A 15,990-nucleotide genomic window follows, 5' to 3' on the forward strand; every position below is an offset into this window, starting at 1 on the left:
AACATCTGTTGATGATGAATCCAAAAGGTAGCCTCTTTCAACGCCTGGCAGGTGACGTACTGCAACAGCAGTCTTTTGACAAAGAGGAGCAGTTAATGATGTCGATATCGGCTCATCTGACCAAGATGCTGGGTAGGCGAGCCGGTAGCGTAAAGATGCTGCCTGATTATGGTTTGCCTGACTTGAACAATATGGGGCTGAGCCTTGACGATACGCTTAGGCACTCTCGCATGATCATCGAAAAGATGATTCGAACATATGAACCACGATTGTTCGATGTTCACGTGACGGTGGAAGAATACGAAGGTTGTCTGCTGAGGCGAACATTCTCGATCGGTGCGGCTCTGGACATTGCAGGTGTAAAGAAGTCCATTCGATTTTCTGCACTGCTCGGTGGCGACGGCAAAATAAGCATTGTTTGAGTATGTTTTTCGCCTCGCGAAGCGGTGCGCCAATTATCCACAGTTTTACACCCAGATTTTTCATTATCGATTTACGATCGGCCAGGTAGAAAAAACGGTGTCATTTAACCACTATTATCAAGAAGAACTGACGGCTCTTCGAGAGTCTGGACGTCGGTTTTCCGAACGTAATCCGGCGTTGGCTCCTTTTTTAGGGCAGGCGGGCCAGGACCCGGACGTAGAACGTTTACTCGAGGGAGTTGCTTTCCTGACGGGCCGTTTGCGTCAAAAACTGGATGAAGACTTACCTGAGCTGACCCACTCCCTCATGCAGTTGTTATGGCCCAATTACCTTCGACCTCTGCCCTCGGTGAGCATGCTTCAGTTTGACGCTCTGGACGGCTCCGGCCCGGGTTTCGTGGTGGAGCGAGCAACACCTGTAGAAAGCGAACCAGTGAATGATCAGGTGTGCCATTTCCGTACCTGCTTTGCCACTCAGGTATTACCGTTGAAACTGACTCACCTCTATTGTTCGTCAAGCGGGGGCGGGACAACGCTGAAGCTGTGTCTGGCGATGAATGGAGACAGCCATTTAGGCGAGGTAAAGTTCAGTCAGTTGCGCTTGCACCTGGCGGGTGAGCGTCGCGTCAGCCAAGCTATTTACTTCGCGATGATGCAGAAGCTCAAGGGCATCACATTATTGCCTCTTGATGCGATGGGCGAACCGTTACTGAACTCTTCAGGCAAAGCGATCGAACTGATGATTCCTGTGGAGCAAGTGAAACCTGTAGGCTTCGCTGAAGAGGAGTCGTTGATTCCTTACCCACTAAATACCTTTCGGGGCTATCGCTACCTGCAAGAGTATTTCTTTTTCCCTGAGAAGTTCCTTTTTGTCGACGTTATCGGTTTCGATGTCATTCACTCATTGACTGACGACCTGCTGAAGCGCGCGCGCGGGTTACAACTTGTTTTTGATGTGCAAGGAAAGGACATGCAACTCCTTCGTCCTACCCTCGAAAACATCAAGCTTTACTGCACGCCGGTCGTGAACCTGTTCAAACAGGATGCCTTGCCCATTCTTGCGGATGCCCGGCAGGACGAATATCTGCTCATTCCTGCGCATTACGCACACGGCGGTTGTGGTGTGTACTCGGTCGATAAGGTTGTTGGCTGGCAGCCTGGAGGGCTGGGCTATCAGAATTACGTACCCTTTGAATCGTTTGAACATGACGCTGCGGTCGATGTGGATACTAACTCGCCTTACTACAGCGTGAGGCATCGTACTTCCCTGCAACACAAGGGGCTCGATACATTTTTAAGCTTCGGTCTTCGAGCGGGGCGAACTGACGAGACAATGTCTATTGAAATGACATGCACTAACGGTGACCTTCCGTGGCACATCAAGGCAGGAGGCCTATGTAAACCATGTGAGGGGACCCCTGACTTTTTGCGTTTCAGAAATATATCGCCTGCCACAAAAACATTTGCGCCACCCATGAACGGGGATTTTTTCTGGCGTGTGATCAGCAACATGTCGCTCAACTACTTGTCGCTCGAAAATATCGAAGCGCTGAAAGTGATTCTCGAAACGTACGATTTGCCTCGGTATTACGATTCGCAGGCAGAGAAAGTCAGCAAGCATCTCCTGGGCGGGTTGAAGTCCATTCGGCACCAACATATCGACTGCCTGCATGACGGGCTGCCTGTAAGGGGAGTCAGGACGGAGTTGACCGTCGAACCTGACGGCTTTGCAGGGGAGGGCAGCTTGTTCTTGTTCGCCTCCGTCCTCAACGAATTCTTTGCGCTCTACGCGAGCCTGAATTCCTTTCACGAACTGCATGTAAAGAGCACACAAGGTGGAGGATACGAATGGGCACCGCGCATGGGTATGCAACCGCTGCTTTAGCCAGGCTGAGTCAGGACATACGGCGTTACTCTGTTTATCAGGCGATACCGCTGATTCTCAATACTTTGCGTGAAATCCATCCGGATACGGATGAGCACCGCGTTCATGATTTTCTCGAATTGCGGGCAAATCCGGGTCTTGGATTTCCTGGCAGTGATATTGAATGCATGGAGCTTTTTTACGAGCAGGGTCAGTTGCACGTACGACTTGATCTAAATGTGATGAGCCTGGTCGGTTCCAGCTCTCCATTACCCGCTTTTTATGCTGAACAAGCCTTGGGTGAGCGGGACAAGCCTAATGTGACTCGCGATTTTCTGGATATCTTTAATCGTCGATTGCAGATGTTAATGCTCCCCGTATGGCGCAAGTATCGCTATCACGCCATGTTCACCCGTGGCGCGACAGATCCGTTTTCCGAACAGCTGTTTGCACTGATCGGCCTGCACGGGCAGCGCATTCGCGAAACTCCCGAATTGAACTGGAAACGGCTGTTGCCCTATCTGGGGCTTTTGAGCCTGCGCGCTCATTCGGCTGCCTTGATCGAGTCGGTGCTTCGTTATTACTTCAAGCACGCTCAGCTGTTTATCGAGCAGTGCGTTGAGCGAACCGTCGATGTTCGCAGCGTTCAGCTTAATTGCCTTGGAGTGACCAATCATCAGTTAGGACGCGCTGTTGTGCTGGGTAATCGGGTCCCTGATCGGAGTGGCAAGTTCCGCGTCCACGTGAAAGAACTCGATTGGGAGCGGTTCCACGAATTTTTACCCATCGGCCCTGGCTACCGTCCGTTGGGCGCTCTTGTCCGATTCACATTGCGCGACCCTTTGGACTACGACGTTTGTCTTGAGCTGCGCCATGAAGACATCAGAGAACTGCGCATTGGCCAATCGAACACCTGTCACCTGGGCTGGACCACATGGCTCGGGCGCGAGCATGCCCTGGGTCTGGTCATGCTCAACAGACCGATACATTAAGGACGACTCATGATCGATGTAGATTTGCAGCAACTCGTCAATGCCCTCGATGCGCCTACACGCGGAGAACTGGAGGGAACGGCCGAACGATGCGTTTCGAGAGGCAGCAGCAAAATTCTGGTTGAAGACCTGTTGCTTGCCCTGTTGGAAAGACCTGATGGAATGCTTGCCCGTGCGCTACTGGACGCCGAGGTTGGGGCTGACGAACTTGCAGGGTTTCTTCACCCGCCGGTCGAGCAAAGTGCTACCCGGAGCCCGGCATTTTCTGCTGAACTTGTTCAATGGCTTCAGGACGCGCTGTTGATTGCCAATCTGGATCTGGGCCAAAGCCTGATTGATCAGTCTGCGTTGATTCTTGCCTTGCTGCGTAATCCCTTGCGCTACGCCGACCGTCCATACCAGCCATTATTGGCGAAGATTAATATCGAGCGCTTTCGCGATCATGCCCTTGCCGAACAGATGCCGGAGGTAACAAAACCGTCAGTGAATCAATGTGATTCGCTGCTCGAACGCTTCACTCATAACCTGACGCAGCAGGCCAGGGAGGGGTTGCTCGATCCTGTGCTGTGCCGTGATGACTGTCTGCGTCAGATGATCGATATCCTGTCTCGTCGACGCAAGAACAATCCCATTGTGGTGGGCGAGGCGGGTGTCGGCAAGACTGCGGTTGTCGAAGGGCTGGCGCTTAAAATCGTTCACGGGGAAGTCCCCGATCTATTAGAAAACATTGAATTACTGTCTCTGGATATGGGGCTGCTCCAAGCGGGTGCCAGTATCAAGGGCGAGTTCGAGCGTCGTTTGAAGGGCGTAATTGACGAGGTCAAATCCTCATCCAGGCCGGTTATTCTTTTCATCGATGAAGCCCACACACTCATCGGCGCCGGCGCGCAGGCGGGCGGTTCGGATGCGGCCAATCTGTTGAAACCGGCGTTGGCACGCGGCGAGTTACGGACAATTGCAGCGACGACGTGGGCCGAGTACAGGCAATACTTTGAAAAGGATCCGGCGCTTGCACGCCGCTTTCAACCGGTCCGGGTGCTGGAGCCTACAGTAGAGCAGGCCATCACCATTCTGCGCGGGCTTGCTCCGCTATATGAACGTACTCATGGTGTCTATCTGCGCGATGATGCTGTAGTCGCCGCCGCCCGGCTTTCGGCGCGCTATATCACCGAGCGACAGTTGCCGGACAAGGCAATCGATCTGCTTGATACAGCTTGCGCTCGAGCACGAATCGGTCTGGTCGCCGTGCCGGAGCGTCTTGAATATCTACGAAGCGAGATGGCGCGTCAGCAGAGGCAGTCCGAGGCAGTGCTGCGTGATGCCAATGCCGGTCTGTCGGTTGATGACAAGGCATTGGAGACGCTGGCTTCCGATCTGTCACGGCTGCAGAGCGAGGCTGTAGCGCTGGAGTGTAGGTGGGCTGATCAACGGGCAGTCGTCGAGCGTCTGCTGGAATTGCGCAAACAACTGGCTGAACGAGCAGCACAGTCGGCTGAGGCGAGTGGGTGTGAGTCCATACGCGCGCTCGAGTCCGAGTTGACCCAGGTTAGACAGACCTTGAGCGATACTCAACTGAACGACCGTCTCGTGAGCTTTGAAGTATGCCCCAGGCTGATAGCTGAAGTAGTGGGTGGCTGGACCGGGATTCCTGTATCGCGTCTGGCTCAGGAGCACAGTTCGGCAATCAACAGCTTTTCCTCAGAACTGCGTATGCGCATCCGGGGTCAGGAACCGGCGATGCTGACCATTGAAAAGGCAGTCCGGGCATCGGCTGCGGATTTGAATGCACCCGGTGCCCCAACAGGCGTATTTCTTCTGGTCGGACCCAGCGGAGTGGGCAAGACGGAAACAGCCATTGTTCTGGCTGACCTGTTATATGGCGGCGAGCGTTTTCTCACAACGATCAATATGTCCGAATTTCAGGAGAAGCATACCGTTTCCCGATTGATCGGCGCTCCTCCGGGCTATGTTGGTTATGGCGAAGGGGGCATGTTGACCGATGCCGTTCGATGCAAACCGTATTCAGTCATTCTGCTCGATGAGGTGGAGAAGGCTCATCCGGATGTACTGAATCTGTTCTACCAGATTTTCGATAAAGGCACGGCCAACGACGGAGAGGGCCGGGAAATCGATTTCCGCAACACACTCATTCTGATGACCTCCAACCTAGGTGCCGATCTGATCCATGCAAGCTGCCACGAGGGCAGACGACCTGATGTCAAAGAACTGAAAACCAGGCTGAAACCGATACTGAGTGCGCATTTCAAACCGGCATTGCTGGCTAGAATGCGGGTTGTGCCTTATTACCCGATCATGGGGTCGGCGCTGCGTGAACTGGTCGAGCTAAAACTGGTTCGTCTTGGCGAGAGATTTCAATCCCGTGGCCTGACCTTCAGCCATTCGCATGATCTGGTTTGTCATCTGCTTGAACAGTGTACGCAAGACGACAGCGGCGCCCGGCTGATCGATCAGTTACTGGAGTCCAGTCTGACCCCTTTGATAGCAGACCATTTACTTGGCGCCATGAGCCGTGGTGACAAAGTCGTCAGGGTTCACGCAACACTGGACAGTTCAGGTGGTGTTGTCTGTGAGTTCGAATAAGGTGGTCTCGTCCTTTCATTCGTTACACGACCCATTAGGCTATGCGCAAACATTGGTTTCGCGATACTCGGCGCTCTCCCGATCAGCCGACAGCCAGTCGTTGCAGCATGATTTTGTACTATCTGCTGCCGAGCTCAGTAACTGTCAGGCAAGCCAGTTGTTTCTGCTCGACGCGAGCCATAAGCGCCTCTGCCTTGCTGCGCAAGCCATCGACAGCGTCATTCAGCCTGACCAGGAAACGACTTCACTTAAAGACTATCGGGACGAGCCTTTACTGCAGTTCTGTCTGCTTCAGAACCGGGTTGTCAGCGTGCCGAAAATCAGCAGCAGTCTTTACGGAACCAGCTTTTTACCGGTACAGGCGCAAGAGTGGAAATCACTGCTGTGCGTTCCGCTGCACAATCGTGAGCGGACAACTGTCGGGGTGCTGGTCTGTGTGAGCAGGCATTCTGGAGAGTTGGAAGGCTACGCAGAATCCCTGGGCGCGCTAGGGTCGTTTGTGATTTCTCAATTATCCGTTCTGCATTCATCAGCCGGGCCAGTGGGCGCGAGGCTTCATCCGCGCAGGTGCGCCCTGCAGGCAGAGCGCTTTGGACTTATAGGGCGTAGCGCTGCCCTGGATCGAACCACCCATCTGCTGAGCAAGATTCTCAACAGTACCTGCACAGTGTTGCTGACCGGTGAGACCGGTACAGGCAAGGAGATAGTGTCTCGTGCCATTCACGAACACGGGCCTCGTCGCTCCAACGCGCTCGTGGTACAGAATTGCGCCGCCTTTCCAGAAGCTCTTCTGGAAAGCGAACTCTTCGGTTATCGCAAAGGCGCGTTTACCGGCGCCGATCGTGATCGGCTTGGCCTGTTCGACGCAGCTGATGGCGGTACGCTGGTACTCGACGAAATTGGCGATATGCCGCTGCAATTACAGGCAAAGCTTTTGCGGGTCTTGCAGGAGGGCGAGATTCGTCCACTGGGCGGCAACGACGTTCGTAAGGTGGATGTGCGAATCATCGCGGCGACTCATCGCCATCTACCGACATTGGTCGCCGAAGGGCGCTTTCGAGAAGACCTCTACTACCGCTTGGCGCAGTTCCCTATCGAGCTTCCTCCGCTACGTCATCGCGTGGAAGACATCGAAATACTGGCCCGGCATTTCTCCGGCATAGCTTGCCAGAATTCACGGCGAGAGCCTGTGCAGTGGTCGGAAGCCGCGTTGAGTGCGTTATCGGGTTATGCCTTCCCTGGAAACGTTCGAGAGCTGAAGGGATTCGTCGAGCGTGCAGTATTGTTATGTGAAGACGGGGAGTTGCGATCGGAACATTTTCCCGTTGCCGCCGACTCGCCAAGCCATCCGGTTGGTTTTTCTCTGCGTGAGCGCATCGAACAGTTCGAGCGTGGCGTTCTGCTTGAGAGTCTGCGCGATAGCGGCGGTAACCGGAGCCTTGCAGCACGCACGTTGGGGGTGTCGCGGCGCACGCTGCTTTATCGCCTGGCACATCTGAAGATCGGTGCTGCTCATGGACGGCGTACCTAGCCATTCAATAATCACGTTTAGTTAATTTCTTGTCTGGAGACGTTCCAATGAACTTTCATTGTTGGCGCACTGTGCCTATCACATTCGTTGCGCTGATTTGCCTCGGAGGGTGCAAAGGTCATTTCAAGTTCAGTGATGATCAATACCGCGCGCTGGGCAGTCCAGAACCCTCTATCCCACTGAATGCGTTGCGTCAGGATTCGATGCATGAAAAAGAGATGCCAGCGTCGCATGCTTTTTCGATTGCGGCCCTGCGTCAGGATTTCCAGAAATGATCTCGGTTAGCTCTTGTGTTACCCGAGTCTTCCAAAAGGTACTGATAGTACTCCTGGTTTTGATCTCGGGTTGCTCCGCACTATCGCCGTACTCAACGCAAACACGTCTGGATATCAGACTGAACGCGGATGATCGACTGAATCCCGATGTGAATGGCAGACCGTCTCCGGTTGTTTTCAAGCTGCTTGAACTTCGGCGTCCCGTCACGTTTGAGAGCATGGATTTTCTCTCGCTTTATAAACGTACCGGGCAGGTACTGGGAAATGATCTGGTGGCCAGTGAGGAGTTCCAACTTCGTCCCGGCGACAGTATTGAGTTGAAGCTGAAACTCGACGACAGCAGTCGTTATGTCGCGGTGCTCGCGGCTTACCGCAACGTGTCCGAGACCCGCTGGCGTCAGGTGATTCAAATCTTCCCCAACCAACAGAACAGTGCTGTTTTCGTATTGGGGGATTCCGGCCTTCAACTGGCAGACAGACCAACACGCACAGGAAAGTCGCTATGAATTCGCACAAGGTTGTCTGGCAGGAAGGCATGCTGCTTCGCCCGCAGCACTTTCAGCATCATGATCGTTACTATGACGATCAGTTGCGGATTCGGACTCGGTTGGCAGGCGCCTACAACTGGGGCTTTACAGCCCTGGAAATTGATCCGCAATTTCTGGGTTCAGGGCAGATCGTGATTGCCCAGGCCTCGGGCATCCTGCCGGATGGCAGTGTCTTCGATATACGCGGCCATGAAAGTCCTTTGGCGCTGGATATTCCTCCCAATACTTCAAACGTGTCGGTGTACCTGGCACTGCCGATCATGGCAGGTAATTGCATTGAGTCGCGCAGTCACGAACAGCCGGATGTGGTCGCACGGTTTACAAGCTACTCAACGAGCATCCGCGATTCAAACGCGGGTGAAGACCGTTCCACGCCAGTTTTGTGCGCCCGCCCAGAGTTCCGATTGTTTATGGGGGAGCCCCAGGGAGAGCACACCTACAGCATGCTTAAGGTCTGCCACATTCTGATCTGCAGTCCTGACAAGTCGCTTTCGCTGGACCTCGAGTTTTCACCTGCCTTTATCAACGCCAGCGGTTCCCGATATGTGATGTCGTGCCTGAGGGAAGTGGCAGGTCTGCTGAATCACCGTGGTGACGTGATTGCCGAACGTATCGGTGTTCGTGGTCAGGCCAGTGGCGCAGAGGCAAGCGATTTGATGATGTTGCAGCTGATCAATCGCAATGCATTGGTTTTTCAACACTATCTCAATATTCGAAGCCTCCACCCTGAAGAGCTATACCGCGCACTGCTGTCGCTGTTGGGCGAGTTATCGACATTTGGCGGTGAAAGCAGACGTCCTCGATTGGAGGTTACTTATCAGCACAATGACCAGGGCGGCACATTCAGAGGCGTAATGTTCGAGATTCGTCAGATGCTGTCGATGGTTCTCGAACAGCAGGCTCAGGAACTGGAGTTGCAGCCTCGACAATATGGAGTTCTGGTTTCGCCTCGGGTGGATCGTGAGCTATTGGGGGATGCCTCATTCATTATTGCTGCCCGTGCAGATTGCGATGCTGAAGAACTGCGTCTGCGACTGCCTTCGCATCTTAAAGTCGGTTCGGTAGAACGTATTCGCGAGTTGGTGAGCTTGCATTTGCCAGGCTTACGCATCAGGCCTCTGCCTGTGGCGCCTCGGCAAATACCGTTTCATGCTGCCAAGAGCTATTTCATTCTCGATGTCGATGACCGGGAGCAGACCGGGATCGATCAGTCGGGAGGGTTCGCTTTCCATGTATCAGGGGAGTTTCCCGGTCTTGAACTGCAGTTCTGGGCGATCAGAAATTGAACAGGGTGGCGGATGTGCAAAGCGGTCTCGAAGATCATGCTGCGTTCGACCGGGACAATACCGAGTCGGGAAGCGGCTACTTCACCGACACCCACCACACGAATCTTTTCGAAGGTCTGCAGGAGCAGTTGCTCTGCAGCACTCGGCGAGTATCGGAAAGAAAGGCCGGTAGCCACGTCAATCCACTGGTTGCTGCAGCCAGCGAACTGCTGGCTCAGGTGGCAAAGCTGGGCGCAGCAGATGACGTTGGGGATATCCATCTTCTGAACGTACAGCTTTCCGACCAGGTGAAACTGTTCGAAGCCAGGGCAAGGCGAAACGCGATAGCAAACGATCAAATGCTGGCCGCGCGCTATGTACTGTGTACGGTAGTGGATGAAGCTGTGCTGAACACCGTTTGGGGTAGCCAGAGTGACTGGTCGAAGATCAGTCTGCTAAGCCGCTTTCACAAGGAAACCTTCGGCGGCGAAAAATTCTTTCAACTGCTTGAAAAGCTCTCCGCAAACGCTTTCAGGCATCTCTCGATGCTCGAGTTGATGTACCTGTGCCTGGCACTCGGTTTTGAGGGGAAGTACCGCTCCCATCGTCGCAATGGCAACGAGCTGGAAGATATCCGGCATAACCTCTATCTGCAGATAAAACACGTAAGAGGCGACGTTTCGCGAACGCTTTCGCCTCACTGGCAGGGCGCGCGCTCCGGCGCAGCCGACCGGCTGCGCATTATGCCTGCGTGGCTGGTTGTGTTGTTTACCGCTATAAGCCTGACCGCGCTGTATTGCGGATTTGCCTGGGTACTCGGCGAGCAGCGTGAGGCCGTACTCAGGCCTTATCAGTCAGCGGATGCGGTAGTCATTGAGCGGCGGTCTTGAAATGAGAAATGCAGTGAAAATCTTGTTAAAAAAACTCATGACGCTATTGGGCAGCAGCTGGTTCTGGTCGCTGCTATTGGTACTGACGCTGGCTGCCTGTATCTGGATATTCGGGCCATTGCTGGCGATGGCTGATAACAGGTTCTGGAAGAGTCCCGTTGCGCGCCTTGCAACTATCAGCATGTTGTTGCTGATTTGGGGCCTCGGGGTTGTATTCTTTAACTGGCGCCGCGGCTTGCAGAAAAGGCAGGCGGAGGAAAGCCCGGCAGGTCAGGAGCATCTGCGTAGAACTGTCGCGGTAGAAAAAGAGCGCCTGGAACTTGTGGGGCGGTTCAGGGATGCCTTGCGCGTGCTCAAGGATTCGGACCTGTACGGCGTATTGGGTACTCGGGGCCGGAATGAGCTGCCATGGTATGCAGTGATCGGCCCCAAAGGTAGCGGCAAGACCAGTCTGCTGGATTTTTCCGGGCTCGATTTTCCCTTGGACAGGCGCGGGCGCAGGTTGACGCACGATATGCGCAGCACCAGTAGTTGTGGCTGGTATTTCACTGAGCAGGCAGTTCTGCTGGACACATCCGGGCGCTATTTTGAGCAGCCCGTGCCCGAGGTCGACGGCAGTGCATGGACCACGTTATTGGAGTTGTTGCGAGGCCGCCACCGCGCGCATCCACTCAGCGGGGTGCTGGTAACACTGCCAGTCGACACTTTGTTTGACGAGCACGACAAGCGTCTGGAGAAAATCGCCGAAGACGTGCGGGCTCGCCTGGACGACATATTTCATCAGTTGCATGTCGATGTGCCGGTTTACCTGGTACTGACCAAAGCCGACTCGGTTGCAGGCTTCGACGCCTTTTTCGATCAACTCTCCCGGGAAGAAAGTGAACAGGTCCTGGGCACTACGTTCCGGCAGGGCGAGCAAGGCAGTGACGTCGATGTTCTTGGCAAGGCGTTCGATGCCTTGCTGCAACGCCTTGGCAGTCAGGTTATCACTCGCATTCATCAGGAGCGGGACAGCCGACGCCGTGGCGAAATGCTTGAGTTCCCCAACCAGCTTGGAGGCATCGCGTATCGACTGAGCGTCTTTGTCGAGCTGGCATTTTCCGGAAATCGCTATCAGCGTGCCAGTCAGTTTCGTGGATTTTACCTGACCCGAGCGCCGCAATTTCTTCAGAATGATCAGCCCTCTGACAGGGAAAGCGACACCGGATCACCGAACCGCTATCTCGGGAAAGCTCGGTTTATTCATGATCTGCTACGGCATGTGATTTTCCCTGAGGCCGATCTCGCGATTTTCGATAAAACAGCACGCCGAAAGATTCAGTGGCGTCAGCGGGGTATGTGTTGCGCGGCGTTGTTGTTCTTGTCTGTGTTCGGTGTGCTGTGGGCGACCGGTTTCAGTGCCAATCATGATCGGCTGGAAAGGCTGCGTGTTCTGGGCGAGCAATGGGCCCACCAAAGATCATCACTGGGCGCCGAGGACGATCTGCTGACGGTCCTTGATAGCTTGAACACGCTTTATCTGGCGGTTCGCGTATTTCCGGAAGGCGATGAGGTCGGGCTGTATGAACGCAGTGGCCTCTATCAGGGCAAGCCTGCCAACGATGTTCTGAGGCGCACCTATCATGCGGAGCTGCAGAGGCAGTTGCTGCCACGCGTGGCCCACATGATCGAGGCGCGCATAATGGCTAGTCTGGGGGATCGCGAGCAGTTGCTGGATAGCCTGCGTGCCTACCTGATGCTGGTCAAGGACGAGCACCGGGAACCCTCTGCGCTGAAAGCGTGGGTAGCGACCGACTGGTCAGTTCGTTATATCGGTCATGCGCAGGCTCAGAACCAGCTGACTCAGCATTTCGAACGTCTGCTTGCTCAGTCCTTTGCCTACCCTGTAAACGACGCGTTAGTGGCACAGGCTCGACAGGTTCTGCGCAACGAGTCCTTTGCCAGCGTCGTTTATCGAGTATTGCGCGAAAGGGCAAGTACACTCCCGGACTACAGTCTGGCCCACCACGTCGGCCCTCAGGCAGGTTTACTGGCGGGTACTGACTACCGAATTCCCGGGCTCTACACCCGCCATGGTTATGAGCAGTATTTCGTCACTCGTGGCACGGGTTTAGTGACCGAACTCATGCATGACAACTGGGTTCTGGGTGAAGGCGCGCAGTTCGATGCACAACAGCTGCGGGTGCTGATGGTCGAGCTGGAAAAGCTCTATTTCCGGGATTATGCCGATTATTGGGCCGAAGCGATCGGACGGGTTTCGCTGCAACCCTTCGAGGGGCCTGGTGCGGCTGCTGTGCAGATGGCCGGGCTGACGGCAGCCCATTCACCGTTGTTGCAATTACTGATCGAAGTACGTGACAACACTCTTTTTCCGGTCCTTGCAGACAGTCTCGACGCAATGAAGGCTGAAGCTGATAAGGCTGTATCGCGACCATCGCCAGTTACTCAAGTGGCCGCGATTGGCGATAAAGTTGAGCAGACGGTGACCGTCAGTCTGCCCGGGACGGCAAAGAAATCGTTGCAGCGCCGTTTTGATCCCTTACACCGTTTACTGGACGGGGATAATGGTCCGACTCCCGAACTGATTGCCGCATTGAACGCGATCAATGAGTTGCAGATGCAAATGGCTGCTTTGGGGCGCTCAGGTCAGCCCGATCTTGCTGCCTACGAAATGGCAAAGGGACGGATGTCTGGACAGCGGGATGCACTGAGCAACCTGCGCAACGCGGCGACCGGTCTGGCGCAGCCTCTGGGCGGGTTGTTCAATACGCTTGCGGAGGACACCTGGAGCTTCGTGCTGTATCAGTCTCATCGGTACCTCAACCAGCGCTACAAGGCCGAGCTTTACAGTTTCTATGAGCAGTCTCTCGACAAGCGCTATCCGTTTCATGCACACAGCAGCAGTGATGTGGCGCTTAATGATTTTCGCGAGTTCTTCGGCTCGCAGGGGATAGCCGAGCGCTTCTTTGATAATTACCTGAAACCTTTCGTCAATGGTGATCCGGGGCGATACAAACTGCGCAGCATTGACGGCTACAGCCTGCCCATGAGCCGTGCTTATCTGGATCAGATGGCGGGTGTGCATCGAATCCGCAAAAGTTTCTTTGCCCATCGTACGCCAGAACCGCAGGTGCAGTTTTTCCTTGAACCCTATACGCTCGACCCAAATGTTCGCCGCGCAGAGTTCCGGCTAGGCGAGCAGTCACTGGAGTATCGGCATGGCCCCATCGTTCCGACCTTGTTCAAATGGCCTGCTGATGCTGAAGAGGGGCGTACGAGTCTGGTGATGGAAGGGATGGTTGGCAGGCCACTGGGGATTGAAAAAAACACCGGTCCCTGGTCGCTGTTTCGCCTTCTGGAGCTGATGCAGATCGAGCCTTTGAAAGGGCGCGATGTTCTGCTGCTCAAGGCCGACGTGGGCGGTATGCGCGCCAACTATCTTTTGTCGAGCCAGCGGGCACCCAATCCGTTTGATATGAGTGCGTTGCGCGATTTTCGTATGCCTGCGCAGCTTTGATGCCAGTTAATGAACTGTAATGCTGATTAATAGAAAGGGCCTTGCATGAGTTTGCAGCCATGCAAGGTCTATCTGCATTGCCGCATACCCATGATCAACACAGGTTCTACGCCAAGCGCGGTTGGCGGGTTCTGGAGCGTATTGAGGCGTGGGGCAAGGAGCGTTATCTGATGTCGCAGGATCTTTAGAGGTCCTGTGTTGCATCGGCATTCGGAGCGTTTATCGATACAGGGATGAGTCTTGCGTTCAGGGTGACGCGGAGCGTCACGAACTGCATTCCCATGCGGAGCCTGGGGACGATAATCATTGCTCGAAACCCCGTTTTTGCGTGAAGGAATACGCAGCCTTAGCCCTGTGTTTCAGTCAACCAGCTGCACCAGACTCGGCTCAATCGCATCCGGACTCACCTCAAGCAGCGCCAGCGTCACCGGTAGTTTGAAACGCCGCCGTCCGGCGCTGCCCGGATTCAGGTACAGCGTGTCGCCGCGCCAGTCGATGAGGGGTTTGTGCGAGTGGCCGGTCACGACCAGTTTCACGCTGTCATCAACTAGCGCTGGAACGTCGGCGATGTCGTGGACCAGCAGGACTTGCCAGCCGTCGATGTCGAAGCGCAGGTGATCGGCGATGGGTTTTGCCCAGTCTGCATCCATGTCGTTGTTGCCGCGCACGATGTGCAGCGGGGCGATGGCGGTCAGTTGCTCGACGATATCCTGGCTGCCGATGTCACCGGCATGGATGATCTGTGCGCAGCCCTGTAGCGCAGCGATGGCTTCAGGACGGAGCAGTCCGTGGGTGTCGGAAATTACACCAACTTTCATACGGGGCCTCGGTCTGCGGCGGGGGAGTGGTGCAGTGTAACCCGTTGAGTTTGAATGGTTGACAGGCGAACGCAGTCTGCGACGCATGAGACGTTCTCGCGCGTCGCAGCCTCAAGCCCTTGTCAGGCCTGATCGACTTTGATCACTACCTTGCCAAATGCACCTCTGGCCAAGTGTTGATAAGCCTCGCGAGCCTGTTCGAAAGGGTAAACGTGATCGATCACCGGACGAATTTTATGCTCGTTGAGAAACGCGTTCATCCGCTCAAACGACGAGCGAGGTGCTACGGCAATGCCGCGGAAGGTGGTCTGACGGAAGATCATCGGCATCAGGTTCAGTGCCGAGGTCTGGCCGGTCAGGAAACCAATCTGCGCGATGCGCCCGCCTGCCTTGGTTGCAGCAATCGACTGGTTGATGCCGTCGCCGCCTGCCACGTCCAGCAAAAGGTCGACCCCGTTGCCATCGGTGAGTTTGAGGACTTCGTCTGCCCACTCGGGATGGGTTCGATAATTCACTCCAGCGACTGTCCCCAGCGCCTTCATTGCGTGCAGATTCTCATCCTTGCTGGAGGTCGCAATGACGTTGGCACCCAATGCCGTCGCGATCTGAGCGGCAAAGATCGACACGCCGCCTGAGCCTTGCACAAGGACGGTCTGTCCAGCTTCTACCTGACCGAAATCAACCAGCGCATACCACGCCGTCAATGCGGCAATCGGCAATGTAGCGGCTTCTTCATCCGACATGGCATCGGGTGCACGGACTGCACTTTGTTCATGAATGATCATGTAGGCGGCCAAGCCGCCCGGCAAAGGCGAGCCGAAACAATAGTCCGGTTCGTCCGGGCCTGGAGGGCCATCGATCCAGCGTGAGTAGAGGTGCGAGTTCACTCGATCGCCTACCGCAAAGCGACTGACGCCTTCGCCTACCGCCACAACAGTACCCGCTGCATCGCTGACCGGAATGAGTGGCTTGGGAACGCGATGCGGTTCATAGATGCCGTCGACAATCGCTTTGTCACGGAAGTTGAGCGATACAGCACCGACTTTGATCAGCAGTTCACCCGCTTTGGGAACTGGCGTTTCAGCGTCTCCAAGAACCAGATTTTCGAGCCCGAAGTCTTTTAACAGCCACGCTTTCATTTAATGTCTCCAGCAAATCATGTGGGGGCGCACAGGGGCATCTGCCTTGTAGCCGCTGAGGTCATTGTTGGTAAAACGCTGTTGCAGATAAATGGGCGGAAATCGACAGGATTGTTATCCTGCGAGGC

12 protein-coding genes are annotated in these 15,990 nt (G+C 55.0%); 10 read left to right on the forward strand and 2 right to left on the reverse strand.

What is annotated here, in order from left to right; genetic code table 11:
- Positions 1 to 11: 11 nt before the first annotated feature.
- The 10 genes from tssE (at position 12) to V476_RS23010 (ending at position 14,093) form a co-directional block, all read left to right on the forward strand.
- On the forward strand, positions 12 to 422 hold the full coding sequence (tssE, locus tag V476_RS22960; RefSeq protein WP_080278476.1) for a type VI secretion system baseplate subunit TssE: 411 nt from the start codon (positions 12 to 14) through the stop codon (positions 420 to 422).
- A 97-nt stretch (positions 423 to 519) separates the two neighbouring features.
- The gene (gene tssF / locus V476_RS22965; RefSeq protein WP_024959785.1) at positions 520 to 2,307 is read left to right on the forward strand and encodes a type VI secretion system baseplate subunit TssF; all 1,788 of its coding nucleotides are present in this window, start codon (positions 520 to 522) and stop codon (positions 2,305 to 2,307) included.
- The gene (gene tssG, locus V476_RS22970) at positions 2,271 to 3,278 is read left to right on the forward strand and encodes a type VI secretion system baseplate subunit TssG (protein WP_024959786.1); all 1,008 of its coding nucleotides are present in this window, start codon (positions 2,271 to 2,273) and stop codon (positions 3,276 to 3,278) included. The genes tssF and tssG overlap by 37 nt, the downstream gene beginning before the upstream one ends.
- 9 nt (positions 3,279 to 3,287) lie before the next feature.
- A complete protein-coding gene (tssH, locus tag V476_RS22975; protein WP_024959787.1) occupies positions 3,288 to 5,879 on the forward strand; it encodes a type VI secretion system ATPase TssH in 2,592 nt (863 codons plus the stop codon).
- Complete coding sequence (locus tag V476_RS22980) at positions 5,866 to 7,410, forward strand: sigma 54-interacting transcriptional regulator (protein ID WP_373365878.1); 1,545 nt, start codon at positions 5,866 to 5,868, stop codon at positions 7,408 to 7,410. The genes tssH and V476_RS22980 overlap by 14 nt, the downstream gene beginning before the upstream one ends.
- A 271-nt stretch (positions 7,411 to 7,681) precedes the next feature.
- A complete protein-coding gene (tssJ, locus tag V476_RS22990; protein ID WP_024959789.1) occupies positions 7,682 to 8,191 on the forward strand; it encodes a type VI secretion system lipoprotein TssJ in 510 nt (169 codons plus the stop codon).
- Entirely contained in the window at positions 8,188 to 9,519 is a 1,332-nt protein-coding gene (tssK, locus tag V476_RS22995; protein ID WP_024959790.1) for a type VI secretion system baseplate subunit TssK, read from the forward strand. The genes tssJ and tssK overlap by 4 nt, the downstream gene beginning before the upstream one ends.
- Positions 9,501 to 10,388 (forward strand): type IVB secretion system protein IcmH/DotU, encoded by an 888-nt coding sequence (gene icmH / locus V476_RS23000; protein WP_024959791.1) that lies wholly within the window; start codon positions 9,501 to 9,503, stop codon positions 10,386 to 10,388. Before tssK ends, icmH begins: the two co-directional genes overlap by 19 nt.
- 13 nt (positions 10,389 to 10,401) lie before the next feature.
- Entirely contained in the window at positions 10,402 to 13,905 is a 3,504-nt protein-coding gene (gene tssM, locus V476_RS23005; RefSeq protein ID WP_024959792.1) for a type VI secretion system membrane subunit TssM, read from the forward strand.
- A 59-nt stretch (positions 13,906 to 13,964) separates the two neighbouring features.
- Entirely contained in the window at positions 13,965 to 14,093 is a 129-nt protein-coding gene (locus tag V476_RS23010; RefSeq protein ID WP_024959793.1) for a hypothetical protein, read from the forward strand.
- Between the two features lie 171 nt (positions 14,094 to 14,264).
- Here V476_RS23010 and V476_RS23015 read toward each other — a convergent pair whose 3' ends face one another.
- Both V476_RS23015 and V476_RS23020 read right to left on the reverse strand, forming a co-directional pair.
- Positions 14,265 to 14,723, reverse strand: coding sequence for a metallophosphoesterase family protein (locus V476_RS23015; RefSeq protein WP_017278254.1), 459 nt, complete (start codon positions 14,721 to 14,723; stop codon positions 14,265 to 14,267).
- A gap of 122 nt (positions 14,724 to 14,845) precedes the next feature.
- Complete coding sequence (locus V476_RS23020) at positions 14,846 to 15,862, reverse strand: zinc-dependent alcohol dehydrogenase family protein (RefSeq protein WP_024693156.1); 1,017 nt, start codon at positions 15,860 to 15,862, stop codon at positions 14,846 to 14,848.
- Positions 15,863 to 15,990: the final 128 nt, after the last annotated feature.

It is taken from the genome of Pseudomonas syringae KCTC 12500 (genome assembly GCF_000507185.2).
In the GTDB taxonomy this organism is placed as follows: domain Bacteria; phylum Pseudomonadota; class Gammaproteobacteria; order Pseudomonadales; family Pseudomonadaceae; genus Aquipseudomonas; species Aquipseudomonas syringae.

Bases quoted from the DNA above. Each gene is read 5' to 3' on its own strand.
- tssE (WP_080278476.1), top strand. From the start codon at position 12: ATGATGAATCCAAAAGGTAGCCTCTTTCAACGCCTGGCAGGTGACGTA.
- tssG (WP_024959786.1), top strand. From the start codon at position 2,271: ATGGGCACCGCGCATGGGTATGCAACCGCTGCTTTAGCCAGGCTGAGT.
- tssH (WP_024959787.1), top strand. From the start codon at position 3,288: ATGATCGATGTAGATTTGCAGCAACTCGTCAATGCCCTCGATGCGCCT.
- tssJ (WP_024959789.1), top strand. From the start codon at position 7,682: ATGATCTCGGTTAGCTCTTGTGTTACCCGAGTCTTCCAAAAGGTACTG.
- tssK (WP_024959790.1), top strand. From the start codon at position 8,188: ATGAATTCGCACAAGGTTGTCTGGCAGGAAGGCATGCTGCTTCGCCCG.
- V476_RS23010 (WP_024959793.1), top strand. From the start codon at position 13,965: ATGCAAGGTCTATCTGCATTGCCGCATACCCATGATCAACACAGGTTC.
- V476_RS23015 (WP_017278254.1), bottom strand. From the start codon at position 14,723: ATGAAAGTTGGTGTAATTTCCGACACCCACGGACTGCTCCGTCCTGAA.
- V476_RS23020 (WP_024693156.1), bottom strand. From the start codon at position 15,862: ATGAAAGCGTGGCTGTTAAAAGACTTCGGGCTCGAAAATCTGGTTCTT.